At 38.9% G+C, this 25,229-nt stretch carries 29 protein-coding genes, 1 tRNA gene and 1 pseudogene; 20 read left to right on the top strand and 11 right to left on the bottom strand.

All coding sequences use genetic code 11. The annotated features are described in order from the left end of the window. Positions 1 to 215: 215 nt before the first annotated feature. From BGC07_RS01875 to BGC07_RS01860, 4 genes are all read right to left on the bottom strand, one after another. Entirely contained in the window at positions 216 to 719 is a 504-nt protein-coding gene (locus BGC07_RS01875; protein WP_069311741.1) for a cupin domain-containing protein, read from the bottom strand. Between the two features lie 312 nt (positions 720 to 1,031). Then, positions 1,032 to 1,790, bottom strand: a complete 759-nt coding sequence (locus BGC07_RS01870; protein ID WP_139121580.1) for an HD-GYP domain-containing protein — start codon at positions 1,788 to 1,790, stop codon at positions 1,032 to 1,034. A gap of 169 nt (positions 1,791 to 1,959) precedes the next feature. Then, on the bottom strand, positions 1,960 to 2,367 hold the full coding sequence (locus tag BGC07_RS01865) for a response regulator (protein ID WP_069311739.1): 408 nt from the start codon (positions 2,365 to 2,367) through the stop codon (positions 1,960 to 1,962). Continuing rightward, positions 2,360 to 3,016 (bottom strand): response regulator, encoded by a 657-nt coding sequence (locus BGC07_RS01860; protein ID WP_069311738.1) that lies wholly within the window; start codon positions 3,014 to 3,016, stop codon positions 2,360 to 2,362. Before BGC07_RS01860 ends, BGC07_RS01865 begins: the two co-directional genes overlap by 8 nt. Positions 3,017 to 3,267: 251 nt before the next feature. Here BGC07_RS01860 and BGC07_RS01855 point away from each other — a divergent pair, with 251 nt between their 5' ends. The 6 genes and pseudogenes from BGC07_RS01855 to BGC07_RS01840 all read left to right on the top strand — a co-directional run bounded on the left by BGC07_RS01855 (position 3,268) and on the right by BGC07_RS01840 (position 6,572). Next, a complete protein-coding gene (locus tag BGC07_RS01855; RefSeq protein ID WP_069311737.1) occupies positions 3,268 to 3,825 on the top strand; it encodes a heme NO-binding domain-containing protein in 558 nt (185 codons plus the stop codon). Between the two features lie 6 nt (positions 3,826 to 3,831). Next, the gene (locus BGC07_RS20410) at positions 3,832 to 4,005 is read left to right on the top strand and encodes a hypothetical protein (protein ID WP_158006834.1); all 174 of its coding nucleotides are present in this window, start codon (positions 3,832 to 3,834) and stop codon (positions 4,003 to 4,005) included. Positions 4,006 to 4,016: 11 nt separating this feature from the next. Beyond that, entirely contained in the window at positions 4,017 to 4,202 is a 186-nt protein-coding gene (locus BGC07_RS01850) for a histidine kinase dimerization/phospho-acceptor domain-containing protein (RefSeq protein WP_139121579.1), read from the top strand. Next, positions 4,153 to 4,800, top strand: a complete 648-nt coding sequence (locus BGC07_RS01845; RefSeq protein WP_077216699.1) for a sensor histidine kinase — start codon at positions 4,153 to 4,155, stop codon at positions 4,798 to 4,800. Before BGC07_RS01850 ends, BGC07_RS01845 begins: the two co-directional genes overlap by 50 nt. A 277-nt stretch (positions 4,801 to 5,077) precedes the next feature. Further along, positions 5,078 to 5,577 (top strand): annotated as a pseudogene (locus tag BGC07_RS23775) (SulP family inorganic anion transporter). Then, positions 5,574 to 6,572, top strand: a complete 999-nt coding sequence (locus tag BGC07_RS01840) for a SulP family inorganic anion transporter (RefSeq protein WP_201258089.1) — start codon at positions 5,574 to 5,576, stop codon at positions 6,570 to 6,572. The pseudogene BGC07_RS23775 and the gene BGC07_RS01840 overlap by 4 nt, the downstream one beginning before the upstream one ends. A gap of 63 nt (positions 6,573 to 6,635) precedes the next feature. On the opposite strand, the gene BGC07_RS01835 is transcribed toward BGC07_RS01840, so the two are convergent. Continuing rightward, positions 6,636 to 6,711 (bottom strand) — tRNA-Lys (locus tag BGC07_RS01835). Between the two features lie 173 nt (positions 6,712 to 6,884). On the opposite strand from BGC07_RS01835, the gene BGC07_RS01830 reads away from it, so the two are divergent. Then, positions 6,885 to 7,889 carry an NAD(P)H-dependent flavin oxidoreductase gene (locus BGC07_RS01830; protein ID WP_069311734.1) on the top strand — a complete coding sequence of 335 codons (1,005 nt, stop codon included), beginning with the start codon at positions 6,885 to 6,887 and terminating at the stop codon, positions 7,887 to 7,889. A 73-nt stretch (positions 7,890 to 7,962) separates the two neighbouring features. Here BGC07_RS01830 and ssb read toward each other — a convergent pair whose 3' ends face one another. Beyond that, the gene (gene ssb / locus BGC07_RS01825) at positions 7,963 to 8,694 is read right to left on the bottom strand and encodes a single-stranded DNA-binding protein (RefSeq protein WP_069311733.1); all 732 of its coding nucleotides are present in this window, start codon (positions 8,692 to 8,694) and stop codon (positions 7,963 to 7,965) included. 149 nt (positions 8,695 to 8,843) lie between these two features. After that, positions 8,844 to 9,008 carry a hypothetical protein gene (locus tag BGC07_RS20405; protein ID WP_158006833.1) on the bottom strand — a complete coding sequence of 55 codons (165 nt, stop codon included), beginning with the start codon at positions 9,006 to 9,008 and terminating at the stop codon, positions 8,844 to 8,846. A 180-nt stretch (positions 9,009 to 9,188) separates the two neighbouring features. Here BGC07_RS20405 and BGC07_RS01815 point away from each other — a divergent pair, with 180 nt between their 5' ends. From BGC07_RS01815 to BGC07_RS01795, 5 genes are all read left to right on the top strand, one after another. Beyond that, positions 9,189 to 9,704, top strand: coding sequence for a MotA/TolQ/ExbB proton channel family protein (locus BGC07_RS01815; protein ID WP_235603330.1), 516 nt, complete (start codon positions 9,189 to 9,191; stop codon positions 9,702 to 9,704). A 98-nt stretch (positions 9,705 to 9,802) separates the two neighbouring features. Further along, positions 9,803 to 10,216, top strand: a complete 414-nt coding sequence (locus tag BGC07_RS01810) for an ExbD/TolR family protein (protein WP_069311731.1) — start codon at positions 9,803 to 9,805, stop codon at positions 10,214 to 10,216. A gap of 6 nt (positions 10,217 to 10,222) precedes the next feature. After that, the gene (gene msbA / locus BGC07_RS01805; protein WP_069311730.1) at positions 10,223 to 11,962 is read left to right on the top strand and encodes a lipid A export permease/ATP-binding protein MsbA; all 1,740 of its coding nucleotides are present in this window, start codon (positions 10,223 to 10,225) and stop codon (positions 11,960 to 11,962) included. After that, on the top strand, positions 11,963 to 12,973 hold the full coding sequence (gene lpxK / locus BGC07_RS01800; RefSeq protein ID WP_069311729.1) for a tetraacyldisaccharide 4'-kinase: 1,011 nt from the start codon (positions 11,963 to 11,965) through the stop codon (positions 12,971 to 12,973). It abuts the gene before it with no gap. A 286-nt stretch (positions 12,974 to 13,259) separates the two neighbouring features. Further along, on the top strand, positions 13,260 to 13,985 hold the full coding sequence (locus BGC07_RS01795; RefSeq protein WP_158006832.1) for a substrate-binding periplasmic protein: 726 nt from the start codon (positions 13,260 to 13,262) through the stop codon (positions 13,983 to 13,985). A 269-nt stretch (positions 13,986 to 14,254) separates the two neighbouring features. Here BGC07_RS01795 and BGC07_RS01790 read toward each other — a convergent pair whose 3' ends face one another. Then, the gene (locus tag BGC07_RS01790) at positions 14,255 to 14,608 is read right to left on the bottom strand and encodes a hypothetical protein (protein WP_069311727.1); all 354 of its coding nucleotides are present in this window, start codon (positions 14,606 to 14,608) and stop codon (positions 14,255 to 14,257) included. A gap of 95 nt (positions 14,609 to 14,703) precedes the next feature. On the opposite strand from BGC07_RS01790, the gene hemH reads away from it, so the two are divergent. The 6 genes from hemH (at position 14,704) to BGC07_RS01760 (ending at position 19,783) form a co-directional block, all read left to right on the top strand. Further along, positions 14,704 to 15,669, top strand: coding sequence for a ferrochelatase (gene hemH, locus BGC07_RS01785; protein WP_069311726.1), 966 nt, complete (start codon positions 14,704 to 14,706; stop codon positions 15,667 to 15,669). Positions 15,670 to 15,681: 12 nt separating this feature from the next. Continuing rightward, positions 15,682 to 15,993, top strand: a complete 312-nt coding sequence (locus BGC07_RS01780) for a hypothetical protein (protein WP_069311725.1) — start codon at positions 15,682 to 15,684, stop codon at positions 15,991 to 15,993. 101 nt (positions 15,994 to 16,094) lie between these two features. After that, positions 16,095 to 16,577 (top strand): ATP-dependent Clp protease proteolytic subunit, encoded by a 483-nt coding sequence (locus BGC07_RS01775; RefSeq protein ID WP_139121578.1) that lies wholly within the window; start codon positions 16,095 to 16,097, stop codon positions 16,575 to 16,577. A 98-nt stretch (positions 16,578 to 16,675) separates the two neighbouring features. Next, a complete protein-coding gene (locus BGC07_RS01770; protein WP_077216698.1) occupies positions 16,676 to 16,915 on the top strand; it encodes a type II toxin-antitoxin system MqsA family antitoxin in 240 nt (79 codons plus the stop codon). 326 nt (positions 16,916 to 17,241) lie between these two features. Continuing rightward, the gene (locus BGC07_RS01765; RefSeq protein WP_069311723.1) at positions 17,242 to 18,876 is read left to right on the top strand and encodes a HAMP domain-containing protein; all 1,635 of its coding nucleotides are present in this window, start codon (positions 17,242 to 17,244) and stop codon (positions 18,874 to 18,876) included. Further along, entirely contained in the window at positions 18,836 to 19,783 is a 948-nt protein-coding gene (locus BGC07_RS01760; protein WP_069311722.1) for a methyl-accepting chemotaxis protein, read from the top strand. Before BGC07_RS01765 ends, BGC07_RS01760 begins: the two co-directional genes overlap by 41 nt. A gap of 67 nt (positions 19,784 to 19,850) precedes the next feature. Here BGC07_RS01760 and BGC07_RS01755 read toward each other — a convergent pair whose 3' ends face one another. Beyond that, positions 19,851 to 20,252 (bottom strand): GFA family protein, encoded by a 402-nt coding sequence (locus tag BGC07_RS01755; RefSeq protein ID WP_069311721.1) that lies wholly within the window; start codon positions 20,250 to 20,252, stop codon positions 19,851 to 19,853. Positions 20,253 to 20,357: 105 nt separating this feature from the next. Here BGC07_RS01755 and BGC07_RS01750 point away from each other — a divergent pair, with 105 nt between their 5' ends. Further along, the gene (locus tag BGC07_RS01750) at positions 20,358 to 21,032 is read left to right on the top strand and encodes an O-methyltransferase (protein ID WP_069311720.1); all 675 of its coding nucleotides are present in this window, start codon (positions 20,358 to 20,360) and stop codon (positions 21,030 to 21,032) included. A gap of 80 nt (positions 21,033 to 21,112) precedes the next feature. Here the strand turns inward: BGC07_RS01750 and BGC07_RS01745 are convergent, their stop codons facing one another. Together BGC07_RS01745 and BGC07_RS01740 are read right to left on the bottom strand one after the other, a co-directional pair. After that, a complete protein-coding gene (locus BGC07_RS01745; protein WP_069311719.1) occupies positions 21,113 to 21,514 on the bottom strand; it encodes a hypothetical protein in 402 nt (133 codons plus the stop codon). A 188-nt stretch (positions 21,515 to 21,702) separates the two neighbouring features. Beyond that, positions 21,703 to 22,923: an aromatic amino acid transport family protein gene (locus tag BGC07_RS01740; RefSeq protein WP_069311718.1), complete on the bottom strand. Its 1,221-nt coding sequence runs from the start codon at positions 22,921 to 22,923 to the stop codon at positions 21,703 to 21,705. A 748-nt stretch (positions 22,924 to 23,671) separates the two neighbouring features. Here BGC07_RS01740 and BGC07_RS01730 point away from each other — a divergent pair. After that, a complete protein-coding gene (locus BGC07_RS01730; protein ID WP_077216696.1) occupies positions 23,672 to 24,967 on the top strand; it encodes a peptide MFS transporter in 1,296 nt (431 codons plus the stop codon). The last annotated feature ends 262 nt before the right edge of the window (positions 24,968 to 25,229 follow it).

The raw sequence follows: 25,229 nt of genomic DNA, 5'->3' as shown, positions 1-25,229 counted from the left end.
AAGCGTTTGATTCGTGTTCTCTAGCTTGATAAGTTAATATTTTTGACTGAGCAAGAAATTATGGGACTAGCATGAATCAACACCGAGATCATCGATCATCTGGGAGCCATGGAGTTCATTTGATGTTCACTTATTGATCACTATAAGCATAGAAATTTATCGAGTGCCTTAGAGGCACTCATCAGCTTGATTAAAGAGCAATATTGAGAGATGGCTTAGTTTTGAATAAGGGTGATATTGAGGCTTTGAAAGTCAATGTCTTGTTCTTTACAGTGATCTTGTGCCATTTTGTAAGTGCTCATTGCATCAACTGATTTTTTTGGTTGTAGGTTTTCATCAACGTAAATGATATTGCCGACTAAAGTCCCATAATACAGCCAAATGTCTTTATCATCACAATATTGAACTGCGCGATGTAGAACACCCGCTGGAGAATAGGTAAATCCGCCAGCGTCAATATGCTGAGTCGGATGGTTTTCTTCATAAATGTCAAGGGAGCCACGTAACAATACTCCATAGGAGGCACCTGTGTGGTAGTGCAGTGATCCCTCTAGATCATATTGTGCTAGAGAATAAAAAGTGAGTGAATTGTTTGCTAAATCGATTAAGGCGGGTTTGATATAAAGCCCTTTTCTTGCGGTTAACCAGCTCGAATCTAGGTGAATATGGTTAATATCAATTTGCAATGTATTGGAATTTAATCCACTGGTTTGGAACATAACTTTTCCTTATATCGTTAGTCGTATTGTGCTTGTAAAAAATGATTAACGCACGGCAAACATCGCTCCAGTAATATCCATATTGATAAAGCGCTGGTTATTGCCACATCTTAGATCATATTGTTCTTAAGAAAAAAGTAAAGAAACATTACAGTTTGATTAGGTCTGTATTAATCTTTCCTTAGCCGTCTACATTTTTTCTAGGTAACCGTTTGCGCATACTAAATCGACTTCTCTCGCCATCACCAAAGAGTTATTATGCCATTATACCTTAAGCTTAGGCTTAGCTAGGTTGTTGGTGAGTTCTTTAAGCTATTTTTTGCGATTAGGTTTTAGAGGGTTAAAAGGCCTAACTTCGACAGTAATATATTGATTTGTTTGTGCTGTAATGTTACTGAGTTTATTAATAATATCGTGATCAATTAGGGTTCCTGCAGGTAATAAAAAGCCACCTGTGGGTGATTCTAGGTCTTTGGCAATAATCATCCCAACTTCAAGCTCATCGGCTTTAAGTTGTTGATTGTCTTGGCCTAGCTTTTCAAGTGTCAACGTATGGCTTTTTAAAGAGCAAAACAGCTCACGATCATAGAGCTGATCGAGATTTTTATCAATATAAGCCAACGCATCTTCAGTGGTCATTTTTTCAGCGGTAATGAGTCCATGTTTAAGTAAAAAATAGTCACTACAGATTCTGATAATACGTGAAGGTAAGGGAATGTGCTCAGCTTTTAATCGGTCTGGGTAGCCTGAACCATTATAGTTTTCATAAATATGACGAATGATTTTTGAAACAGGTTGTAAGGCTTCGATAGAGGCTAAACAGGACTCGGCACGCTCTGAGTGTTTTTCATAGTGCTTTTGATCTTCTTTTGCCAGATTTAAATAAGGCGTCTTGACAAGTTTTTCAGCTAAACTGATTTTACCAATGCCCATTAATAGGCAAGCAAAGTAGGTTTGCTCTATTTGCTCCTCATCTAACTTAAAGTTTAATGCAATGCTTTTAGCAAAGTGAGCTACGTTCGCAGAAAAACCTTTATAGTCTTTTTCAGAAAGCTCAATGACGCTCGACATGAGTGGTAAAATGCTTTGTAACTTAAATTGATTTTTTAAGAGCACTTTCTAAAGTTCGATAATTTTTAGCGAGGGACTCGTGCGCTTTTTGACTTCAATTGTTCTTTTTCAACCTTTTTTCTAAGTTATTATTTAACTCAGTAAGTTCATTATTTTTTCTTTAATTATTTTATTTAATCGTATTTTTTCTTTTTGCAAAGCTTACCTTTTCTAGAGAGTCATTAATGATGGTTATTAGGTCATCGTGCTCCCAAGGTTTATGTAAATAATTATGAATTTTTCCTTGATTGACTGCTTTGGTGACAGAATCTATGTCAGCATAGCCCGTGAGTAAAATACGTATAGTGTTTGGTTGGATTTTTTGTGATTGATAAAGAAACTCTGCTCCATCCATTTCGGGCATCCGCATATCAGAGATAATTAAGTCTACCGGTTGGCTTCTTATGTGAGCGATCGCCTGTGTGCCTGAAGTAAATGCATTGACCTTCGCATCAACTTTATGCAATGAACGCTTTAATGAGTTTAATATTGATTCCTCATCATCGAGCAATAAAATGGCAGGCCTGTCATTAGTCATGGCTAGCACCTTGGTAAAATTTATTAAGTAATTTTTTTGTAATATTGATCAAATCTTCTGCTGAAAATGGTTTTTCTAAGATTTCTGATTGAAAGTGTTGTGAATCACTAAAGTTAATCTTTTCTTGAATTTCTCGTAAGGGGATACCTGTAATGATGATAATACCCAAGCCTTGCGATGTAGAAAGCTCCTGAACACCCTTGAGTATTTGAAAACCATTAATTCCTGGCATATTAATATCTAGTGTGATGATATGCGGCTTAAAACGCTCTAGCCAAACTCCCGCTTCAAAGGCATTATTACTGGTTTTAACATCAATCTTTTCTCTTTTGAGTGTTCTTGCGATTGTGAGTGCCATAAGCTCTTCATCATCGATAATAAGGGCTCTAGGTTGGGAATTGGCTATATTACCCTTCGTTAGCTGTGCAGATTCACTGTTATCTGGGTCTGCTTGTTGCACTTGATTAAAAGGGATGTTATTGACTTTCAGAAAATCTATCATCTCATTGCGTAATATGCGATGATCCCCTCGGCCCGGCAATTTAAATGCATTGAGCTTGCCCTGATCAATCCAGCGTATTATTGTCTTTACCGTGACGCCACAAAGCTTAGCAGCATCACCTGTTGTCAATATTTCTTTTGATATCAAAAGGTTACTCCTGGAAAAACCATTGTTATAAACAAAAATATCATTAAAAATATTACTTATGCTCGTTAGTGAGTTAGATGTCATGATATTCTCGTTGTTCAAGAAAATATTATATTTTTTTAATATATTGATTTTAGGTGTTTTAGATGAGTTCTGAAGTTTTGGAAAAATTAGAATTTTTAGAATTAAGGTGAATTTTTATCTTACAAGGCATCTAACTATAGTGAAGCCAGTTGATTGGGAGCTTTATAATGAAAGGAGCGGTATTCCAAGCATTTGCTAAATTTGTTGAAGAAAACTTTGGGGATGAGTTTTGGGAAGAGGTGATTGAAGGGGTTGATCCAGAGTCTGACGCTATTTATGTGGCTACAAAAAGTTATGATGATGAAGAGCTATTTAAGTTGGTTGGATTTGTTTGTGAGAAAAAGGAACTTGATATACTTGATGCTGTTGAATCTTTCGGCCAATATTTATTTCCAATTCTTGCAGATAAGTACAGTGCTTTCTTGAAAAAAGGAATGAGTTTAAAGGAGTTTATATTATCAATTGATAATGTAATACATGTTGAAGTAAGAAAGCTTTATCCAGATGCACATTTGCCTACAATTTCATATATAGAGAATGATGATAGTAATATTGCTATGAATTATAGTTCTCCACGTAAGCTTTGTCGCTTAGCAATTGGCTTAATGAGAGGTGCAGCTGATTACTTTAAGGGAGAAATTAGTATCAATGAAAGTCAATGTATGCATATGGGCAGTGATGCATGTCATATTAATGTAGAGTTTATTTCTGATCCAAAGCTGTAGTATAAAATGACAACCAATATTAATATTTTACAAAAAAAATTGAATCGTGCTTTAAGAGCGCAGGAAATAGCTGAAGAAACACTTGAAGAAAAATCAAGAGAGCTTTTTTTAGCTAATGAGAAAGTTCACAAAAATACCAAGAAATTGATAAGAAAAATGGTGAACTTAAAAAAGCATTGAAAGATTTGGCAATGGTTCAACAGCAATTGCTGCAATCATCGAAAATGGCATCAATTGGTCAGCTCGCTGCGGGAGTGGCTCATGAAATTAATAATCCGATAAGCTTTGTGAAAAATAATTTGTCGATGTTGCATAAATATATGCTTGATGTTAGAAAATATTTTAAAGATCAAGAACCATTTTTTAAAAGAAAATAGAGAATTGCAAGAGTTAATGAAAAGTAATGATGTTGATTATATTATTATTGATAGCGAAAAATTATTGAATGAAACAGAAGAGGGGTTATCACGCGTAATTGGGATTGTCGATAACCTGAGGTCTTTTTCAAGAGTTGATGAGGAAGCAGAAAAAGGTGAGGTAGATATTCATAAGTGTATAGATTCAACGCTTAAGATTATAGAAAGCAAAATAAAATACAATTGTAATATCGTTAAAGACTATGGAGAATCTATAACAGTCAAAGGTGAAGCGGGTAAGCTCAATCAGGTTTTTATGAATTTGCTTGTTAACGCGAGCCAGGCAATTGATGATCAAGGAGAAATTAGGATAAAAACAGAGGTGAGAGACAATAAAGCAATAATTAAAATATCAGACACCGGCAAAGGGATTGAGGATAAGCACTTGGAAACTATTTTTGATCCTTTCTTTACCACAAAGAAAGTAGGAGAAGGAACAGGTTTAGGATTGTCGATTGTTTATGGCGTTATAGAGGAGCACTGTGGAAAAATCTCAGTTTCAAGTCAAGTTGGGGTAGGGACAACATTCAAGATTGTGTTGCCTTCTTTTGTGTCTTGAATATTGAATCAAGATGATGCCTATCGGAATATATAACTTCATAATTTTTGCCAGCTTATGTCATAGAGAATCATATCCCTCAATCTGTTGCTAGGTCTTTTAGAGTCAGTCTTAACTATAATTCAGTTTTAGGGCTATATTTTTTGTATATATTTTGTTTATGATGTGTTGATAAAGCTAGATGAGCAGAAATTTAAAGTTTGTTGGATAATGAGCTATAGAAAATAAAATCTTTGTTAATATTAAGGGCAATTTTTTTGGTGGCGTAACGGCTGCTGTGGTGGCTTTACCTGCTGCACTTGCATTTGGTTTGTCATCGGGTGCTGGGCCAATGGCCGGGTTGTATGGTGCGATTTGTGTCGGACTGTTTGCTGCGCTATTCGGTGGAACACCTTCACAGATCTCAGGACCAACCGGCCCGACGACGGTTATTATGGCAACAACGTTTACAAGCCTGAATGCGTTTGACTCGAAAACAGGATTAGCAATGGCCTTTACTGTTGTGGTGCTGGCCGGATTTTTCAAATTATTTTTGGAATTGCCAAATTAGGTCGGTATATCACACTCGTACCTTATCCTGTGATTTCAGGTTTTATGAGTGGGGTTGGTATTATAATTATTATTTTACAATTACCGCCTTTGTTTGGGTATGCTATTTTAGCGAATCCATTAATTACAATACAAAGCATGGGGGATATTCTTGCTGCTCCAAATTATGCCGCGCTTTATGTAGGTTTAATTGCGCTGGCTGTTGTTTTTTTTGGCGAGGGCGGTTGAACCAATTATTTCCATCTGCTTTACTCGCTTTAGTTTTCGGTACGTTGCTGTATATTTTATTTTTCTCAGATGACTCAATTGCTGTAATCGGCCATATTCCTGCTGGGTTACCAGAATTGCATTGGCCGACGTTTGACTGGGGGCATTTAAGAATTATTATTACTTCAGCATTGCTTTTAGCTGTGCTTGGGTCAATAGACTCTTTATTGACTTCTTTGGTCGTAGATAATATGACTCACCAACACCATAACTCAGATCGAGAGTTAATCGGTCAGGGTCTGGGTAATATGGCATCAGGCTTGATTGGTGGACTGCCAGGAGCAGGTGCGACGATGAGAACTGTTGCGAGTATTCGAGCTGGGGGGTCAACACCTTTATCAGGTATTATTCATTCATTATTTTTACTCGCTGTTGTTTTGGGTGCAAGTCGTTACTTTTCAAGTATTCCTCATGCGGTTTTGGCGGGTATACTTATCAAAGTTGGCACGGATATTATCGATTGGAAATTCATTATTCGCTTGCATTGCTTGCCTATTTTCAGTAGTGCTCTGATGTTACTGGTGTTGTTTTTAACTGTATTTGTTGACTTAATTACCGCTGTTTTTGTTGGTGTCTTTATTGCGAATCTTGTCACTATAGATAGGCTCTCTCATATACAGCTTGACGGCTTGGCCTTGTCAGATGGGACTAGAAATAGAAAAGATGTATTAGAAAGTGAAGCAATAAAGTTGCGTAAACAAAAAGGGCAAGTTGTGCTATTTCGCTTAGTGGGTGCCATTAGTTTTGGCGTGGCTCGACAGATCAAAAAGCAAATTACAGATTTTAAAAATCATCGAGTATTAGTCCTGGATTTATCTCATGTATCGTTTGTCGGGATTACATCAATTATTATGGTTGATGATATTGTTCAAGCGGAATTTAAAAAGAATAATAAAGTTTATATCATTACCGATGAAGGTAGGATGAATAAGAGTCTTGAAAAATTCCGGCTTTAAAGCGCTTGGAGAGAAAATATTTTATTCAAAAATTTAGATGAGGCATTCGAGGGCTAGGGTAAATGGTGGGCCCACTAGGGATCGAACCTAGGACCATCGGATTAAGAGTCCGGTGCTCTGCCAGCTGAGCTATAGGCCCATTAATTACTGATTCTAGCGAATTAAAGCCGTTTTGTATAGTTTCTCTGGCCTGATGGCTAATTGTATTTGATTAACTGAAAAATATATAAATATTAGTTATAATGGTTCGCCATTGTTAAGGCTTATATAGTGATTTTTAGTTGTGTGATTATTTTATAGTGAACATAAAATATGAAAGAAATTAAGACGAAACTCTGTGATTCTTTAGGCATTAAAGTTCCGATTATACAAGCGCCTCTTGGTGTAGCTGTTACCCCTGAATTTGTTAGCACTGTTTCTAATTATGGTGCTTTAGGGGCCATGCCATTAGGAACCTGGGAGCTTGACCGATGCGAAAAAATGATCGATGCGACATTGGCATTAACAGATAAACCTGTTGCTGCTAACTTGATTTTGGACTGGGATCAAAGCGCGCGAGTAGACTTATGTCTTAGAAAAGGGGTTAAAATCATCTGGTTTTTCTGGGGTGATCCAAGTCCATTCATTGAAAAGATACATGCCCATGGTGCTCAGGTGATATATACAGTCAGTAGCGCTGATGAGGCTAAACGTGCGGTAGATATGGGGGTGGATATCATCGTCGCTCAAGGATGGGAGGCAGGAGGGCATATTTTAGGTAAAGTTGCTACGATGGCACTCATTCCGGCGGTTATTGATGCTGTTCAAGGGAAAATCCCTGTTGTAACCGCAGGTGGTGTGGCTGATGGCAGAGGTTTGGCTGCTAATTTAGTGTTGGGCGCTGATGGGGCTGTTGTGGGAACACGGTTATTGTCCTCTTATGAAGCGAATATCCATAAGAGCTATCAGGCTAAGTTAGTCACAGCAAAAGAAACTGATACCGTTTATACGCAGGTGTTTGATAAGGGTTGGAAAAATGCGCCTGTGCGTATACTTAGAAACAGCACTTATGACAACTGGGTCGCTGCGGGTAAGCCTGATTCTGGTCATCGACCAGGTGAGAATGATGTAATCACGTATTATGGTGATATACCGATCACACGCTATAGCCTGTCGATTCCCGCTCCTACTATGACAGGTGATGTAGAGGCTCTTGCGCATTATGCGGGACAGACAGTCGGTTTAGTCAATGATGTTAAGCCACTCACCGAGATACTGGATGAAATGATTGGTGATGCTATAGAACGAATAGACAGGTGCCAAAGGCTGGTTTTATAAGGCTGATGATCAAGTCTACATCTGTAAAGCAAGACAAAAACCCAGCTTTTACACTGGGTTTAGGTAATATGACTTAGAATGGAATATCATCATCAAAATCATCGAAGCTCGCAGGGTGAGTATTCGTCGTCGCTGCTGCAGGTGTTTTATTATCAGCCGCTTGGTTGTTTGGCTGTTGCAAGTGTGGTGGGGTTACATGCTGCTGCATCGAAGCTGTGTTGTTGCTTGCTCCTTGTTGCTGCAATGATGTTTGTTGTTGCATGCCTCCAGCAAAATTATTAGTTTGAGGTGTGGCAAGGTTTGCATTCGCATTGTTATTATTGTTTGTAAAACCACTATTGTTTGGTTTTTGTGCTAGGCTGCCTTTTTGAGCAAAGTTATTCTGACTGCCTTGTTGGAAGCTGTTGCCGTTGTCATTGGGTGGAAAGCTAGTTTGGTTTGCCTGGAAGTTGTTATTATTGTTATCGTTGCGGCCACCCAAAAATTGCATATTGTCAGCGACGATTTCAGTGGTGTAACGGTCTTGACCGCTTTGGTCTTGCCATTTACGGGTTTTTAATTTGCCCTCGATGTAGACTTGCGAACCTTTACGCAAGTACTCGCCTGCGAGCTCACCTAAACGACGGAATAACACAATGCGGTGCCATTCGGTATTTTCTTGCTGTTGACCGGTATTACGGTCTTTCCAGCTTTCTGAGGTTGCAACAGTGATATTGGCAATGGCATCACCGGATTGAGTGTAGCGAATTTCAGGATCACGTCCTAAATTACCAACGATGATGACTTTATTAATACCGCGAGCCATAGTGATTATTCCCCTTTACTTTGCGCATATTCTGCGAGTTGTTTTTCATCTGATTTTCTACGGATGACCTTATCTGGGATATTCCCATATTGTTCTTTCCAGCACAATCGCCGTGTTACGGCTTTGTTTGCCTATAATTCATGGTCTGGTTACTGTATTACAGCGCTGGCATCACCGCGACTAATATAAGCAAAATTACCGCAAATGCAATACAAAATAAAAACATCTGCTAAGTCGTGCGAGCCGCAAAGTATATCATCAACTGCATTACCAATAAATGCATCGATGACTGACTGCCGGGAAAAGCCTCCCATCGCCGTTCCTCGATTGATTAAATTTAGCTTATAATAGCAGGTTGTCATACAAGAATTAATGATTTTTACTGTTTAAATGACGATAAGGTGATTTAAGTGGCAAGCTTAGCCTTGCAATAGGCAGTCGCGTGATCATGGATTTCGACCTAAGCTTTTTACAAAAAGCGAGGAGAATTCGTGATGTTATCTTTATTGGCAACTGGGGGCTGGTTGATGGCGCCTATCTTAATTATGGCCGTCATTGCGGTCGCGATTATTCTTGAGCGCTTCTGGTATTTACGATCGAATTATGTGCTCGCTGAACCTATTTTTGATCAAGCCTTTGACTTGCTAGAACACCCTGCGAATAAATTAGATCAGTGGCGTGGTAAGGTTAGTCATAGTCCGTTAGGTTATATGCTCGTTGAAGGCCTAGAGGCAAAGCAGCAAGGGCATTTGGCGATGGAAGAACGCATGGAAACGGCAGGACGTCATGCGGTGTTAGCACTAGAGCGCCACTTGAGTACCTTGGGGACGATTGCCGCGGTTTCGCCGTTATTGGGTTTGTTGGGCACTGTTTTTGGGATGATTAAAAGCTTTGGTGCCTTAAGTGCAGGTTTGCAAGTGAATGCACTAGAACTAGCTTCAGGAATCTCTGAGGCTTTATTAACAACGGCGACAGGACTGTTGGTTGCGATTCCTTGTTTGTTTTTTTGACCGCTATTTTCAGCGCCGGATTGATGTTCTAGCAGCTTTATTAGAACAGCATGCGAAAATTTTTATTGAGCGTGCTGATCAGCAGCAGGAGGCTCAATATGCAGTTTCGACCTAAAAGGCGTGAGGATGTTATTCTTGACTTAGCCCCTTTAATTGATGTCGTCTTATTAGTTTTAATCTTTCTTATGGTGACCGCGACCTTTATTAAAGTCGGGGGAGTTCAGGTGAATTTACCGAAGACAAGTGCTTCAGTATTAGGTGCTGAGCAAAAAGCTTTAGTTATTTCTGTTGATTCTAATGGTGATTATTATGTAAACTCTGAGCCCGTGCCTGGTGGTAAGGCGGCTTTAAGAAAAGCCTTACTGCAACAAGCAAAACATAATAAAAACATCTTAGTGCGTGTTAAAGGAGATACAAATTCGCCTTTACAGACGATAGTCGATATTATGGAGCTTGTTCAAAATGCAGGTTTTGTTAAAGTACAGATTTTGACTCAAGTGAAAACATCGTGAGGTAGAATGCAATCGACACAGTCCGGCCTTAAAACCTATCGCCGCATTTTAAGTTATGTAAAGCCCTATTGGTTCTTAATGTTGCTCGCTTTATTGGGCAATGCGCTCTATTCGGCGATGGACGGTTATGTGATTCACCTCCTCAAGCCTTTGATGGATAAAGGTTTTGTCGGTAAAGACATTTCTTACTTAGAAACTTTCCCTTTGTTATTAATCGGCATTTTTGCGGTTCGTGGCGCCGCTAATGTGATGGCAACGTATTGCTTTGGTTACGTCAGTGGCTATGTGGTGACTGATATCCGTCGCCAGTTATTTTCAAAATTTATGCGCTTACCAGCGAGTGATTATGACAAGGCGACCTCAGGGCAGATGATTTCTAAACTGCTCTATAATGTAGATCAGATCTCAGCCGCTGGTGGTTCTTCGTTGACGACAATGGTTCGAGAAGTCGCACTGATTATCAGCTTACTTGTTGTTATGTTCTATACCAGCTGGCGTTTATCCCTGATCTTATTGATCGTTATCCCGATTATTGCTTTATTGATCAGCTTTGCCAGTCGTCACTTTCGTCGTTTAAGCCATAAACAGCAACATGCAATGGCAGAAGTGACGCATGTGACTGAAGAAAGTTTAAAAAGCTATCGCGAAATTCGTATCTTTGGCGGGCAGAAATACCAGGAAAAGTCGTTTAATAAAGCGATTATGTATGCACTGCGCTATAACTTGAAATTTACCATGATCAGTGCCTTGAACTCACCCATCGTACAGATGGTGGGGGCTGTGGCGATGAGCATCATTATCTATGTTGCTGTAGCTAAATTACATGTTTCTGCGGGAACCTTCGTGACTATGATTACTGCAATGGTTGCGATATTAAAGCCACTTAGAAATCTCACTGGCTTAAACGCAGGCTTGCAAAGTGGTGTGGCCGCGGCACAAAGCGTATTTGATACCTTTGACTCCGCAGAAGAAAAAGATGCTGGGACAAAAGTATTAGAGCGCACTACAGGTCATGTACAGTTTAAAGATGTTAGCTTTGCCTATCCTGGCCATGATAAAACGGTACTTCATCATATTAATATTGATGTAAAGCCTGGAGAGTCTGTCGCATTAGTGGGCCGTTCGGGCAGTGGTAAGTCGACTTTAGTGAGTTTATTGCCAAGGTTTTACGATGCAACTTCAGGTGATATTTTACTGGATGGCGTATCAATGCATGATATCACTTTAGCTTCTTTGCGTGAGCAGATGGCTGTGGTATCTCAGCATGTGGCTTTGTTTAATGATACGATTTTCCATAATATTGCTTATAGTATGTTGGGTGAGGTCGATGAAGCTAAAGTCATTGAGGCGGCGAAAATGGCTCATGCTTGGGAATTTATTGAAAAGCTCTCTGAGGGTTTATATACTGTCACCGGTGAAAATGGTGTTATGCTCTCGGGCGGACAGCGTCAACGTCTCGCTATTGCGCGGGCGATCTTAAAGCAAGCGCCTATTTTAATTCTTGATGAGGCAACCTCTGCATTGGATAACGAGTCAGAGCGCTTAATTCAGGCGGCGATAGAAACCATTATGAAACGTTCAACAACCTTTGTGATTGCGCATCGATTATCGACGATTGAGCATGTGGACCGTATTCTAGTGATGGGTGAAGGGCGCATTATTGAGTCAGGCTCTCACAAAGAGCTGATTGCTGCAGAGGGCGCTTATGCCAACTTAAGAGCTTTAGCTATGGACTCAGCGCGTTAAATGAAGCTCATCGAGCGCATTTGGTACCACAATCATTTACTACGTTGGGGCCTTTGGCCCTTTTCTTGGGCTTTTCGCTGTATCGCTGCTCTGCGTAAATTAGTCTTTAAGCTAGGTTTGTGTAAGCCTTATATCAGTACTGTTCCTGTGATTATCGTGGGGAATATTCATGTCGGGGGGGTGGGTAAGACGCCGTTGATTTTAAAATTAATCCAGCACTTTCAGAATAATAATTTGAATGCTGGGGTGGTTTCACGCGGTTATGGCGCTAAAGCGAGTGTTTATCCCTATGAAGTTGCATTAAACTCTTCTGCACTTGAGGCCGGCGATGAACCGTTGATGATCAAGCAATTAACTGAAATCCCCGTAGTTATCGCACCAAAAAGAGCAGAGGCTGTTAACTACCTGACAGATCATTATAAGCTTGATGTGATTTTAAGCGATGACGGGTTACAGCATTATGCGCTCGATCGAACGGTAGAAATTGTCGTCATGGATGCAGAGCGTTTAGGTAATGGGATGTGTTTACCAGCAGGGCCAATGCGCGAAAGTTGGTCAAGATTAGACCAGGTTGATTTTGTGATTGTGAATAACATGGGTGATCATCAAAGTGATCCACGATTGCAAAGATTAGAGACTCCCGTTTTTTCAGCGTCACTACAAGCTCGGTACTGGTCGAACCTTCAAACGGGTGAACAGGTTGCTACTGGTTACTTTAAAGGGCAGGAAGTCAATGTGATTGCAGGAATTGGCCATCCTGAACGTTTTTTTAAAACCTGTCGCGACTTAGGTGTTATTATCTGTGATTCCCAAGAGTTTGCAGACCATCATGATTACTGCCAAGCTGATTTTGCAAAATTTAGCAGCGAAAGGCCGATATTAATGACCGAGAAGGATGCGGTGAAGTGCAAAGCGTGGGTGGGTAAAAATGCTTGGGCCTTACACGTAGAGTTAGAACTACAGTCAGAGCAAAACTTTTTTGCCCAATTAGTAAGTAAAGTGGTTAATTAAACTCAGATTTAGAGTCTGGAAAAGCTGGGTAATAGTTTTGGCTTACTTAAGCTTCAGAATCAAAATTTCTTATTAGAATGTAGACTGACACTGTTTAATGAAGCGCTATTTTTATACCATTATCATTTAGCCTTGCTGTTCACGATAGATCGCTGTGCGAGTAACTTTGCTAGAACTATACTAAACCCAACCCTATAAAAATATTTTAGACATTAATCAATGACCAGAGTGAGAGCAAGCTATACTCTCAATAAACAGATTGATGATTATATGTGCAATGTTTTTGATGTTGAAAAAGGCAAAAATATATTCATTTTTTATATGCTTTATTTCTTTTTCAGTAGTCTCTTTTTCTGTCGAAGAGATAACCATAGCAACGGGCGAGTGGCCTCCGTACACATCACAAACACTAGCGGGGTTAGGTCATACCACAACAATAGTAACCCGCGCCTTTGCTGCAATGGGAGTTGGGGTGACATATCAATGGAAGCCGTGGAAGCGTTCTTACATTCTTGCAGAAAACTTGAAAGTAGATGCAACTATGCCATGGTGGAGTACAGCGGAGCGTAGAGAAAAATTTATTTACAGCGATCCGATAGATTCATCTAAAACTGTGATTTGGTATCAAAAAAATAAGCCTATCCACTTTTCATCAGTTCAAGACCTTAAGGGTCTAAAGATTGGTGGTGTTATCGGCTTTAGTTATGGTAGTGAATTTGATCAAGCGGTAAAAAATAAGCTGTTTATTTATGAGAAAACACGCAGTGTGTTGGTAACTTTAAGAAAGTTAGCAGCAGGTCGTTTAGATGCTTTTCCTTGCAGTCTTGATGTTTGTTTAAGCCATCTTAAAACAGGTTCAGGAAAAAGTTTTGCTAATGAAGTGACTTATGCATCAACGCCTTTGACAGAAAGGCAGCTGTATTTAATCGTCTCCAAAAAACACCCGAATGGAGAACAAATAATTAAAACTTTTAATAAAGGGTTGTCATTAATTGGCGAAGAAAAAAACTAACGAGTCGTTTTACCTATGATCATATAATGATTTTTTTGCAATTGATTAGATAGATAACGGTTTTGATTGGATTTATAAAATTCGCACTTTGCTTTAAGCCAACAATTACCAATCACAATGAAATAGCAAACGCACTGGCAACAATGCAGATAATTAAGCGCTAACAGAGATAGTCTAGAACTTTTTAACTGTTTTGTTGGTTATTTGGGTAAAATATATTCATTATCGATAAATTGTATATCGTATACAGTTAGGCCAGTTTAGCGTGTCTAGTCAGGCAAGCAAGGCTTGTTTTTATGCAAGGGTAAATCGTTTAAGGTCTGTCGAATTAAATGGCACATATGATGTAATTCTTCTAAGTCTTGCTTTTTACAAACTTTATCTATCGCAACATGGTATTCTTCGAGTAAAACTTTATCTTGGTAAACTACCATTTCTACATAATTTGCTTGAGGTTGATATTTGAAACAAACTTCAACATCATCATACTTGGTTTCGATGAGTAGGTCTTTATTATGGCAGCATAGCTGATCGAGTAACGCTGCAATCTGTTGGCAGTTTTCTTCTTCAACGAGTAAGGCGAAAGAGCGGTCAAAGGCTTGATTAAGCGCTTGTAATTGCATGAGTCCAGTTTTCCAAAAAAATCCCCTAGTCAAAGCTTAAGCAAAGAGCATGCCATATGTTATGATATGGTGATTAGTAAGGGTTAGGGTGATTTATGTCAAAAGCATATGGCATTATTTTAGTCAATTTAGGAACGCCGGATGCGCCGACAGCAGAGGCGATTGAAGAATATCTGCAAGAATTTTTATCAGATCGCCATGTTGTGCAGCTGCCTGCCTGGTTGTGGCAGCCATTGTTGAAATATATGATCTTGCCTAAACGATCACAGCGCTTAGTCGATTCGTATGAAATGATATGGCGAGAAGATGACTCACCTTTGCGGTCTTACATGCAAGCACTTTCAGCAAAATTAGAGTTTGAAATGCAGCATGACAATGAGGAGGAAGATTGCCGAGTCGTCATGGCAATGCGGTATGGCAAGCCCGCTTTGCAAGACGCTTATGAAGAGTTAGAAGATGCAGTCGATGAAATTATTGTGATACCACTTTACCCTCAGTATTCTATGACAACAACCTTAACTGTCACTGAGAAAGTTAACGAGTTAGGCTGGCAAAAGCCGGTAAAATTTATTGAGAGCTATCATAATCGACCTAGTTATATTGATGCTTTAGCCTTGACAGTTTCTCCGATGATAAAAGAGCACCCGGATACCTTGTTGGTGATGTCTTTTCATGGACTTCCTCAAAAAGTGACAAAGATGGGAGACCCTTATGAAGCACAGTGTCATGAAACGGCGAAGCTATTAGCCGAAAAGTTAAATTTAACGGATGAGCAGTGGCGTATTAGTTTTCAGTCGCGCTTTGGTTTACAAAAATGGTTACAACCCTATACTTGCGATTTGCTAACCGCTTTACCTAAAAAGGGCATTAAGAAAGTACTCGTTGTTTGTCCTGGGTTTTCGGTGGAATGTTTAGAGACTTTAGAAGAAATTAAAGTGCAAAATAAAGAAATGTTCTTAGCGGCAGGGGGTGAGTCTTTTGAGTATATTCCGGCATTGAATGATACGCCCGAGCATGTCGCAATGCTTAAGGACATGTTACACTCTGTACATAATAATTAGTAGGATACTGTTTTGAAAAACTACCCTCAAATTGATGAGTTGATTACTCAAATGGCACAAGAGCTTGGTTGTGACCGTAATCGTATGGCCTACGAAGCCTTTGCAATAGATGCGAAAGAACTTATTGATAATGAAGATTTTGACTGCCAAACTGAAGAGCAAGCGCGTATTGAATTGGCAAAACGTGGCCCTCATATTATTAATCTATATATGGAAGGGTTGGATGGTGAGGATTGGTTGAGCCAGGACTACTTGCCTGCCGATATTAATTTAAATGTAGTTCGTGAATTTTATACATTTGTTGTAAATGAAGAAAAGAAATAATTAATTGAAAGGTGAAATTATGAGTGATAAAGAAAAACAATCTTCAGCATTAATGGACGAGAAACCTTTTTGAAGCACGCAGTGTTTTTGTCTTTGGTGAAATTAATCAAGAATTAGCGCGAAAAGTGACTTCTCAACTCATTGCTTTGGCTCATACCAGTGATGATGACATTACCGTGTATGTTAATTCACCGGGTGGCCATGTGGAGTCGGGCGATTCGATTCATGATGTGATGCGCTTTATTCAGCCGCGTGTACGTGTTATTGGTACGGGTTGGGTTGCTAGCGCTGGAAGCTTGATTTTCTTAGGGGCTGAAAAAGAAGATCGTTATTGTTTACCTAATACGCGTTTTTTATTGCACCAACCAAGTGGTGGTGCGCGAGGGCAAGCGACAGATCTAGCGATTCAAGCGAAAGAAATCATAAAAATGAGAAAGCGTTTGAACATTATTATTGCAGAGCGTACAGGTCAAGCGCTTGAGAAGGTCGAAGAAGATACAGAGCGTGATTATTGGATGACGGCTGAAGAAGCCAAAGCGTATGGTATCGTTAATAAAGTGGTCTCTTCAGCCAGCGAGCTTTAAGAGTGCAATATAAGATTTAGCCATTTGATTGTCAGGCCCTCTAGACGGGCCTGCTTTTTTCTTGATTTATTTTTACAGCCAGTAATGAGTGAAGTTAAATGTCTAGGGAGATAGAGAAAACCTGTCCATTTTGTGGTGTGCCTGCTTTTATGCGACAAGTTCGTCATATTACTCACGTTTATAAAGGTCATCGCTTAAAAATTAAGCAACCTGGTGAGTTTTGTAATGTGTGTGATCAATTTCGTTTATCTCCAGAAGATATTGCTGCAACTGCCGAGGAAATTACTAAATTTCATACCTCTGTTGTCAAAGTTCAATTTGGTAAGACTAGAAGCTGACTTTGAAAATTAAATAAAAGCCATTGATTTAATTTGGTGTTTTTGTTTTGCTTTTAATACAGATGCTCACGTTATAATCTGATACAGTTTTGCCAATGTCTGTGTTTATGGTTTTTGAAAGATTTCAATTTTTTTAATTATTTCTTAAAATTAGCCCAAAATTTTCAATTGGGCTAAGATCATTGGCTAATTTTGAAAAGCCTCAATTAAAAGTATCTAATATAGCTTGACTGGAACAAGGCTATAAGAGGAGTAGTTTAAAACATTTTGAAGTATAGTCTCTGCTGTTCAATAATTAGTAGAGATACCTAATTATTAAGACTTCCATGAAAGCGAAACTAAATATTAAATTAAAGCTAGTTTTAATGTTTGTCGCTGTGTCATTAGTGGCAATATTTGCAACGGCATTAATTCTCGGACTTGTATCGACAAACTCTAGTCAGCAATCACTAGAACAACAAGCAAAGTCACAGCTTATAAGTATTCGTGAAGTTAAAAAATCCCAAATTGAAAATTATTTCAAAATGGTATCTAATATTGTTATATCATCTGCAAACAATATTGCTTTTGCTCAGGCAGCACAAGAGTTTATTCAGTCGTATAATTTGTTTGATCAACAAGAGGCTCTACCAGAAAACTATAAAAATCAAGTCAAGAGCTATTATCATCAGCTTTTTATCAAGGAGTATGAGCTACAAAATGCAGGTAAGCGTCCTGATGTGAAAGCTATGCTTAAGGGGTTAACAGATACAACTTATGCGCTTCAGTATGCTTATATCGCAAATAATGCTAATCCTTTGGGTGAGAAAGATAAATTAAATCAGGCAACAGGGGCAGCATCTTATAACGTGGTACATGATAAATATCACCCGACGATACGAACTTTGCTACAACAATTTGGTTTTTATGATATTTTTATTGCTGATATCGATACGGGTAATATTGTTTACTCTGTTTATAAAGAGCTTGATTATGCGACATCATTAAAAAATGGGCCTTATGCAAATTCAGGGATCGGTCAAGCCTTTAAGATGGCGGTGAGTGGTGTTCGCAATAAGACTTATTTAACGGATTTCAAAGATTACTTGCCCTCATATAACGGTAAAGCTTCATTTATAGCAACGCCTCTTTTTGTGGACGGTAAGCCAATCGCAATACTTATCGCTCAGATGCCGATCGATAAAATCAATAATATCATGACGTATAACGAGAAGTGGTCAAAAGCAGGGCTGGGAAGTAGCGGTGAGACTTACCTTGTGGGCAGTGATTATAAAATGCGTAGCATTAGTCGTTTCCTTGTTGAAGATGAGCCAGGTTATCTTAATTTAATGAAAAGCTTAAATGTCCCGCAAGCGACTTTGGCGCTTATGAAAGCAAAAGCGACAAGTATCGGTTTGCAAACAGTAAAAACAGCTGGAACAGAAAAAGCATTATCGGGGAAAACAGGCTTTTCAATTTTTGACGATTATAGAGGAGTTCCTGTCCTATCTGCATATACACCGGTTAATATTGGTAGTGGAATTCAATGGGCATTGATGAGCGAAATCGATGAGTCAGAAGCATTTGCACCTGCTTATTCATTGAAGAAATCATTACTGCTTTATACGATTATTACTGTCATCATTATACTATTGATCATGACCTTAATCGGTTACCTTGCGGCTAACTACTTTTCTAAGCAAATTTTAGCATTGCGGAATATAGCAAAAAGTATTGCTTCTGGAAATTTAGATAACCAGATTGATGTAAGCTCTATTGATGAGCTAGGTGATCTTCAACAGTCTTTAAAAGATATGCAAGAAGAAATCAAAGTACGAAATACGGATCAAGAGCGTGCTCAACAAGAACAACAAAAGCGTATGCAATTCGAGAAAGAAACTGCTGAGAAGGAACATGAGCTTGAACGCCAAAGACAAGAGAATGAGCGCCGGCAGCAAGAAGAAGAACTGGAAAAAATCTGAACAAAACAATTTGCTTTTAGATGAAGTGATTACTTCTCTAAAAGCGTTATCAAAAGGAAAATTAGATACGCTTGTTACAGGTGAATTTGATAGTGAGTTTATAGAGGTTAAAAGGCATTTGAATACAACGATTAAGCAATTATCTGAAATTACATCGAGTATTAAAAAAGATAGCTTTATTGTTACATCAAAAGCAGAGGAGTTAGCGAGTAGCAGCGCTGACCTTAATAAAAGCGCTCAAAATCAAGCATCTAGCCTAGAGCAAATTCGGCTTAGTATGGATAATATTAATAATTCGGTTAGAGATAATGCGAATAAATTGGTTGAAGCGACCCAATTGGTTAGTCAAACGAATGACAAGGCGCTTGCAGGAAAGGATTTATCTAAAGAAGTTGTGAGTGTTATGAGGGAGATTGCAGAAAGCAGTGAAAAAGTGCAAGAGATTACAAACGTAATCAATGATATTGCTTTTCAAACAAACTTACTCGCACTCAATGCGGCTGTTGAGGCTGCGCGGGCAGGTGATTTAGGGCGTGGGTTTGCAGTTGTCGCTGGTGAAGTGAGGACACTATCTGTGCGTAGTGCAGACTATGCTAACGAGATTCAACGTTTGGTAGATGCTGCAATGGCTCATATTAAAACTGGTCAGAAAAAGGTCCAGTCGAATAGTCAAGCCTTTGATGATATGAGTGAGTCTATTAAAAGTATTCATGAGCTGGTGTCTAGCGTTGCTGCTAATAGCGAACAACAGGCGGTAGGTGTTAATGAAGTAAAAGAAGCTGTTGGCCATATTTCTGAGATGACACAAGATAATGCTCAACAAATAAGCAGCCAGAGTCATGCAACAGATGAGATTTCGAAGCGCCTAAGCGATATGAATGTGACTGTTTCATTTTTTGATACATAAGACTTTTATACTCTGCACTTATAGGCAGGAAAGTTATTTGCTAATTTAATAAACTTAGCTATCGCAGTTAATCCGGTTGTTTCTCAAATTGAGGCAAATTGTCAGTAATTTCACTCCAAGGTGCTTTTGACTTTGTAAAAATATGAAAAGAAGGTTTTTGTCTTGGAGGGTTATCTAGGATACCAAGCCTAATATTATGCTTTTTGCTGCTTTTTTTACGGCTAAATAATGTTGAACTACAGTTTTTACAAAAAGTGATATCTGTTTCATCACTTTTATGATAAATGTGCAAATATTCTTGACCTCGCACTAACTGGAATTTATCAGAGTCTATGCCTCCCACAGCTGCATAGTCTGAGCCTGAAAGCTTACGGCATTCTGAACAGTGGCAGTTTCCCATATAATCGAAATCATCGGGTAGGCTGACTTCTATATTGTTGCAAAGGCATGAGCCTGTTAATTGTTTCATTGTATTACTTTTGGGTTGTTGTCTATAGAGATCTTAAGATACTATATATCGATGTTTTAAATATTATGCATGGAATACTTTTAAAAGCAATATGAGGGGACAGTGATGATCGGGTCGAGCTTGGCGTTCACAGCACAGTTACAGGATTACTTAATTTCACGCTCAGTGAATGATAGTGCGATTAAACGGCAATTGCGAGAGTATACTGCACAGCACGTAGATAAAAATTTACAAATCTCTCCTGAGCAAGGGCAGTTTTTAGCCGTAATTGCGATGTTAATTGGCGCTCAACGAATTATTGAGATAGGAACATTTACAGGTTATAGCAGTTTATGCCTTGCTGAAACACTTCCTGAAAATGGGCAGCTGATTAGCTGTGATGTGAGTGAGGAGTGGACGGAGATTGCCAAAACATATTGGGAAAAAGCTGGCGTCAGTGATAAAATCGATTTGCGCTTAGCGCCTGCAACAGAAACTTTGCAGCAATTAATTAGCGAAAGTGAAACTATAAATGAGTCAGAAGCTTTTGATCTAGTCTTTATCGATGCAGACAAAATTAATAGCCAGGTTTATTATGAATTGGCGCTACAATTAGTACGGCAAGGCGGTGTGATTATTATTGATAATGTGCTCTGGGGTGGTAAGGTGATGGATGAGTCGATAACAGATGAAAGAACGATAGCAATTCGGGAGTTTAATGATTCTATTATTCACGATCAGCGTGTTAAAGTGACGATGCTGCCTTTAGGCGATGGAATGACTTTGGTTTATAAATATTAAATGAATTGATCAATTAATTAATGTATAAATTTAGCGGGATATTACTATTACCTGAGTAATATCCGTATATCAAGGCTTCTCTATTGGTGGCTGTTTTTTGTTGTTTCACTTGCGCTAAGGTGAATACGCTTCATAACTTCTAGTTGCTTTTGCAAAAAATTAGCCATAAATTCTGTGGTTAGGCTGGTAATTTCATTAACGTTATAGGTAATAATGCCAGAGTGGACTGATTGTTTATCAGTTGGGATGCTGGCTTTGCATTGTTCGAGAGTATTAATGAGGCTTTTACCGAGTTCGGTGTAATAATCACTTTGTAAGAAAAAATCTTCTTTTGTCATTTGTTTAGTGTAGGTGTTGATGACTTGTCGATTAAGTTGGTGAAGAATACTGCGCAATTCAGCATAGAAAATAGTGATTTCAGCAAGCTCCATTGTTTCGATGGCTTTTTTGAAGTTGGTCAGTATCTTGGAAATATCTCTCAAAATGCTCTCCTTGTTTTTATCAGAATATTATAGCACTTCTAAGATCAATAGTATGAAAGCAAGAGATTAATATAGAGGTAAATAAATAGAAAAAATTAAATAAAAAATATAGTAGGGTGAATAAAAAAGCCGGGATATCCGGCTTTTAGTCTTTTATCACTGAATGTGTGTTGAGCTTGATTTTTAGCTTAGTGAAACGTCGGTAATAGGCCAAAGGTACTGGCAATTTGTAGGCCAATGATTAATAGCCCAGCTAAAAATACAATGGTCAAAATTAATACGCTACCTTTGACTTTATAGGGGGAAGATAGATTAGGTAATACCCGGACCTTCCAAGCCATAAGCACAGGTAATAATACAGCAAGAACAGCAAGTGCAATCGCAGCATAGCCTAACGCCATGATAAAGCCTTTCGGGTAGAATAAAGCGAACACGAGTGGTGGTATAAAGGTCATTAATGCGGTCTGGAAGCGACCTTTTTTGCAATTTGTGCGCTTTGTTGCATCAGCAATAAAGTCGAATAAGCCTAAGGTGACTCCTAAGAATGATGTTGTTACAGCGATATCAGAAAACGTATTGACTAGGGCTGTGATTACAGGGCTGTGGACCCATTGGCTTAGCATACGGATAAATTCACCAACAGAGCTGCCTTGCTGAGTAAGCATTTCTAAACTATTTGGACCTGTGCGAGGTACTGTGCCTAATGCGGTTAATTCAAAAATGATGTAAAGAATTAAGGGCACCATGCTGCCGATAATAAGCACTTTGCGTAATTTTTTAGGCGAGATGCCAATATAGTTAACTATACTTGGGATGCTGCCATGAAAGCCAAATGACGTGAAGACGATAGGCGCAGCTGCGAGAATAAAGACTTGGGCAGCAGGCTGTGGAATTAAGCGATGGACATCAACATGACCGACTAATAGAGCGAGCATGGCAATAAACGCAATGATTTTAATGGTAAACAAAATACGGTTGGCATAGTCAACGGCTCGCGTACTCCAGAAGACAAAACCACCTAAGATAATTGTAAAGAGGAGCGCGCTGGTTTTTTCGGCTGCTGGAAAGCTTATGTGTAAATTTGCAGTAATGAGCTGTGAGCCACCGGTAATGTAGGCGGCGGTTAAGGCATAAAAGAGGATCAGCATCGCCGCAGTTGCGACGATTTTTCCTGGAATGCCGAGGGTTGCTTTGGCCATTGAACTAAAGCTACTGCCTCGTGGAAAGGCGAGGTTGACTTCCAAAGTGAGTAGGGCAGTATAACACATTAGGATCCAAAGCATGACCATTAAGGCAACTGCATAGTAAAAGCCAATGCCTGCGGTGGCTAAGGGGAGGGCGAGAACTCCAGCACCGATGGTCGTGCCGATAATAATTAATGTACTGCCAAGCGTCTTATTGGTGGTCATGACTGCTCCTTTATAAAATAACAGCAAAAGGCTTTGACCGAAAAGCCGGTATCTTGTTGGTAAAATGACTGATAATTTGTTTAAAACTTAATGCGCGCATTCCTTAATCGCTTAACGTTGATCCTTAACCAAAATTATGGTTGATACTGCTGTATTGAGTATCAATAAGAATAGTAATAAGACGGGGTATAATAGTAGGCTGTGCTAATCGCAGGGAGGACTGTAACGGTATGGTGGCTCGACAGCGTTAAGGTATGTCGTTTCTTAATTAGATGATGCACTAGCATGAGAGTCTCGTATGTTTAAAACAATACAAACATGCTAGAGATATCTTAATGAAAAGTCAAGTGAGCTTTTTGTATTGGCTAAAATAACCAAATAATCCACTGGCCTGATCTTAACTGGTTAATTCTATTAAATATTTTATGGATTTCGGCTGACTAAAATCAGCGATTATCCGATATTACCATGAATGTCTTTTAAGTTTCTGGTCAGTAAGATACAGAACTCCGGTTTTGGAACATGCTGAAAACTAGACATACTAGCGGGTTATATGGCATGGTAGGCCGTTTGACTCGCTGTTTAGGTGAAATATTACTCACTTGGTTTGGTAGGAACGGAGAAGCTATGAAAATGAATCACCCTAAAGCATTACCTGTTTGTTTTTTAACGGAAATGTGGGAAAGGTTCGGTTATAAGATATTATTAGGCCTGTTGGTTTTCGTATTATTGAAAAGGTTTGGACTGACTGACTCTCAGGCCGCTGAAATTACAGGGGGGATTCACAGGGCTGCTGTATATCACTTCGATTATTGCAGGATATATTGCTGATAACTATATCGGGTACTATAGATCTGTTTTATACGGTGGGGGCCTATTGATTGTTGGCTACTTAGTTTTAGCATTTGCACCTAGCCTTTTTATGTTAAGTTGTGCCTTAGGAATAATTAGCGTGGGTACAGGGCTTTTAAAGTCGAATACGTCAAGTTACTTAGGGACGTTTTATGAGCGTGAAGACCCTCGTAGAGAGCAGGGATTTACGGTCTTTTATGCAGGAATTAATATCGGCTCTATGCTTGGCAATATATTTTCAGGTATATTGTTTCTTTATGCAGGCAGCCAAATAAGCTTTTGTGTTGCTGCTTTTGGCGTTATGTTAGGTACAGCACTATTTTACCTTGGTTTTAAGAAGCTTAATCTAAAGCTAGTTCGCTCTGTAGTAGATAAAAAAAGTTGGGTTATTGCATCTGTTATCACTTTGGTGGCTGTGATTATTTCCACCTTTGTTATTTATAATCCAAAGTTTTCACTGCTGTTTTTCTCCCTGGTGACTATTTTAAGTATCGTTTTCATCTTTCAAGCTTCTAAAGATTCGAAAGAGCAAATTAAAAGGTCAGTTGCATATCTGATTTTTTTAGCGATTGCGGTGATTTTTTGGGGAATATATAACCAAATGTTTTTATCAATGAATTTGTTTATTGATAGATTAGTTGATCATCATATCCTTGGTATACCAATGACGACACAGTCGTTTATCGTTGCTAATAATATCGGTGTGATTTTATTTGGCTTTTCCGTATTAAGGCTTTGGAGGCATATTTCCGATTCGAAAAAATATATGCTCGGCATGTTTTTATTGTCGCTGGTCTTTATGATTGTGGTGGCAGGTATAGACGCATCATCCGCATATGCAAAAATTGCAGCTTACTGGGTTATTATGGCTTACTTAATGCTTTCTTTAAGCGAGCTTTGTATCTCCCCTATTGGATTGTCTTTAGCGACGAAACTTGCGCCACGCAACAAGATTGGTACTTTTATGGGGCTATGGCTTGTAACAAGTGGTATCGGCGGTTATGTTGCCGGTGTTATTGCAAAATATGCGGCGATTCAGAATCAGCATTCTAATATAGAATTATTAAAAGCAACCTATAAAAATGCATTTAATCACTATATTGGAATTGCTATTGCTGCTTTCATAGTGACTTTATTGCTTGGCTATATCATTGGCAAGCTGGTTGAAAAACCAAGCCGAGCACAAGCCTAATATAAGTCGAGGGGTTAAGCATCAACGCTGTTTTTGCTTAGCTTCTCTCTACTAGATTTAATAATAATTTCACTTGACTTTATTGCTAAGACATTTAAAAAGCGCCTAAAACTACGTCAAAGCTCCTCTAATGGCCTGGCCCATTCGTAAACAACAGTTTCAATCACTATTCAGTTTACCCAATCAATTGATAATTTATTGAATATAACGTTCAACTTCTCGTTATCGATTGTGAAGTTTTACTGTCAATACGCTCTGTATT

This window comes from Piscirickettsia litoralis (genome assembly GCF_001720395.1).
Classification (GTDB): domain Bacteria; phylum Pseudomonadota; class Gammaproteobacteria; order Piscirickettsiales; family Piscirickettsiaceae; genus Piscirickettsia; species Piscirickettsia litoralis.
Note: the sequence above shows the minus strand (reverse complement) of the source record. Positions and strands in the feature narration are given on the sequence as shown.

Coding starts and splice junctions, on each gene's coding strand:
- BGC07_RS01830 (WP_069311734.1), top strand. CDS start 6,885: ATGAAAGAAATTAAGACGAAACTCTGTGATTCTTTAGGCATTAAAGTT.
- BGC07_RS01750 (WP_069311720.1), top strand. CDS start 20,358: ATGATCGGGTCGAGCTTGGCGTTCACAGCACAGTTACAGGATTACTTA.
- BGC07_RS01760 (WP_069311722.1), top strand. CDS start 18,836: ATGAGCGCCGGCAGCAAGAAGAAGAACTGGAAAAAATCTGAACAAAAC.
- BGC07_RS01740 (WP_069311718.1), bottom strand. CDS start 22,923: ATGACCACCAATAAGACGCTTGGCAGTACATTAATTATTATCGGCACG.
- BGC07_RS01795 (WP_158006832.1), top strand. CDS start 13,260: ATGTTGAAAAAGGCAAAAATATATTCATTTTTTATATGCTTTATTTCT.
- BGC07_RS01845 (WP_077216699.1), top strand. CDS start 4,153: ATGTTAGAAAATATTTTAAAGATCAAGAACCATTTTTTAAAAGAAAAT.
- BGC07_RS01765 (WP_069311723.1), top strand. CDS start 17,242: ATGAAAGCGAAACTAAATATTAAATTAAAGCTAGTTTTAATGTTTGTC.
- BGC07_RS01810 (WP_069311731.1), top strand. CDS start 9,803: ATGCAGTTTCGACCTAAAAGGCGTGAGGATGTTATTCTTGACTTAGCC.
- BGC07_RS01755 (WP_069311721.1), bottom strand. CDS start 20,252: ATGAAACAATTAACAGGCTCATGCCTTTGCAACAATATAGAAGTCAGC.
- BGC07_RS01855 (WP_069311737.1), top strand. CDS start 3,268: ATGAAAGGAGCGGTATTCCAAGCATTTGCTAAATTTGTTGAAGAAAAC.
- BGC07_RS01815 (WP_235603330.1), top strand. CDS start 9,189: ATGTTATCTTTATTGGCAACTGGGGGCTGGTTGATGGCGCCTATCTTA.
- BGC07_RS01875 (WP_069311741.1), bottom strand. CDS start 719: ATGTTCCAAACCAGTGGATTAAATTCCAATACATTGCAAATTGATATT.
- ssb (WP_069311733.1), bottom strand. CDS start 8,694: ATGGCTCGCGGTATTAATAAAGTCATCATCGTTGGTAATTTAGGACGT.
- msbA (WP_069311730.1), top strand. CDS start 10,223: ATGCAATCGACACAGTCCGGCCTTAAAACCTATCGCCGCATTTTAAGT.
- BGC07_RS20410 (WP_158006834.1), top strand. CDS start 3,832: ATGACAACCAATATTAATATTTTACAAAAAAAATTGAATCGTGCTTTA.
- BGC07_RS01865 (WP_069311739.1), bottom strand. CDS start 2,367: ATGACTAATGACAGGCCTGCCATTTTATTGCTCGATGATGAGGAATCA.
- BGC07_RS01790 (WP_069311727.1), bottom strand. CDS start 14,608: ATGCAATTACAAGCGCTTAATCAAGCCTTTGACCGCTCTTTCGCCTTA.
- BGC07_RS01770 (WP_077216698.1), top strand. CDS start 16,676: ATGTCTAGGGAGATAGAGAAAACCTGTCCATTTTGTGGTGTGCCTGCT.
- BGC07_RS01850 (WP_139121579.1), top strand. CDS start 4,017: ATGGTTCAACAGCAATTGCTGCAATCATCGAAAATGGCATCAATTGGT.
- hemH (WP_069311726.1), top strand. CDS start 14,704: ATGTCAAAAGCATATGGCATTATTTTAGTCAATTTAGGAACGCCGGAT.
- BGC07_RS01870 (WP_139121580.1), bottom strand. CDS start 1,790: ATGTCGAGCGTCATTGAGCTTTCTGAAAAAGACTATAAAGGTTTTTCT.
- lpxK (WP_069311729.1), top strand. CDS start 11,963: ATGAAGCTCATCGAGCGCATTTGGTACCACAATCATTTACTACGTTGG.
- BGC07_RS20405 (WP_158006833.1), bottom strand. CDS start 9,008: ATGGGAGGCTTTTCCCGGCAGTCAGTCATCGATGCATTTATTGGTAAT.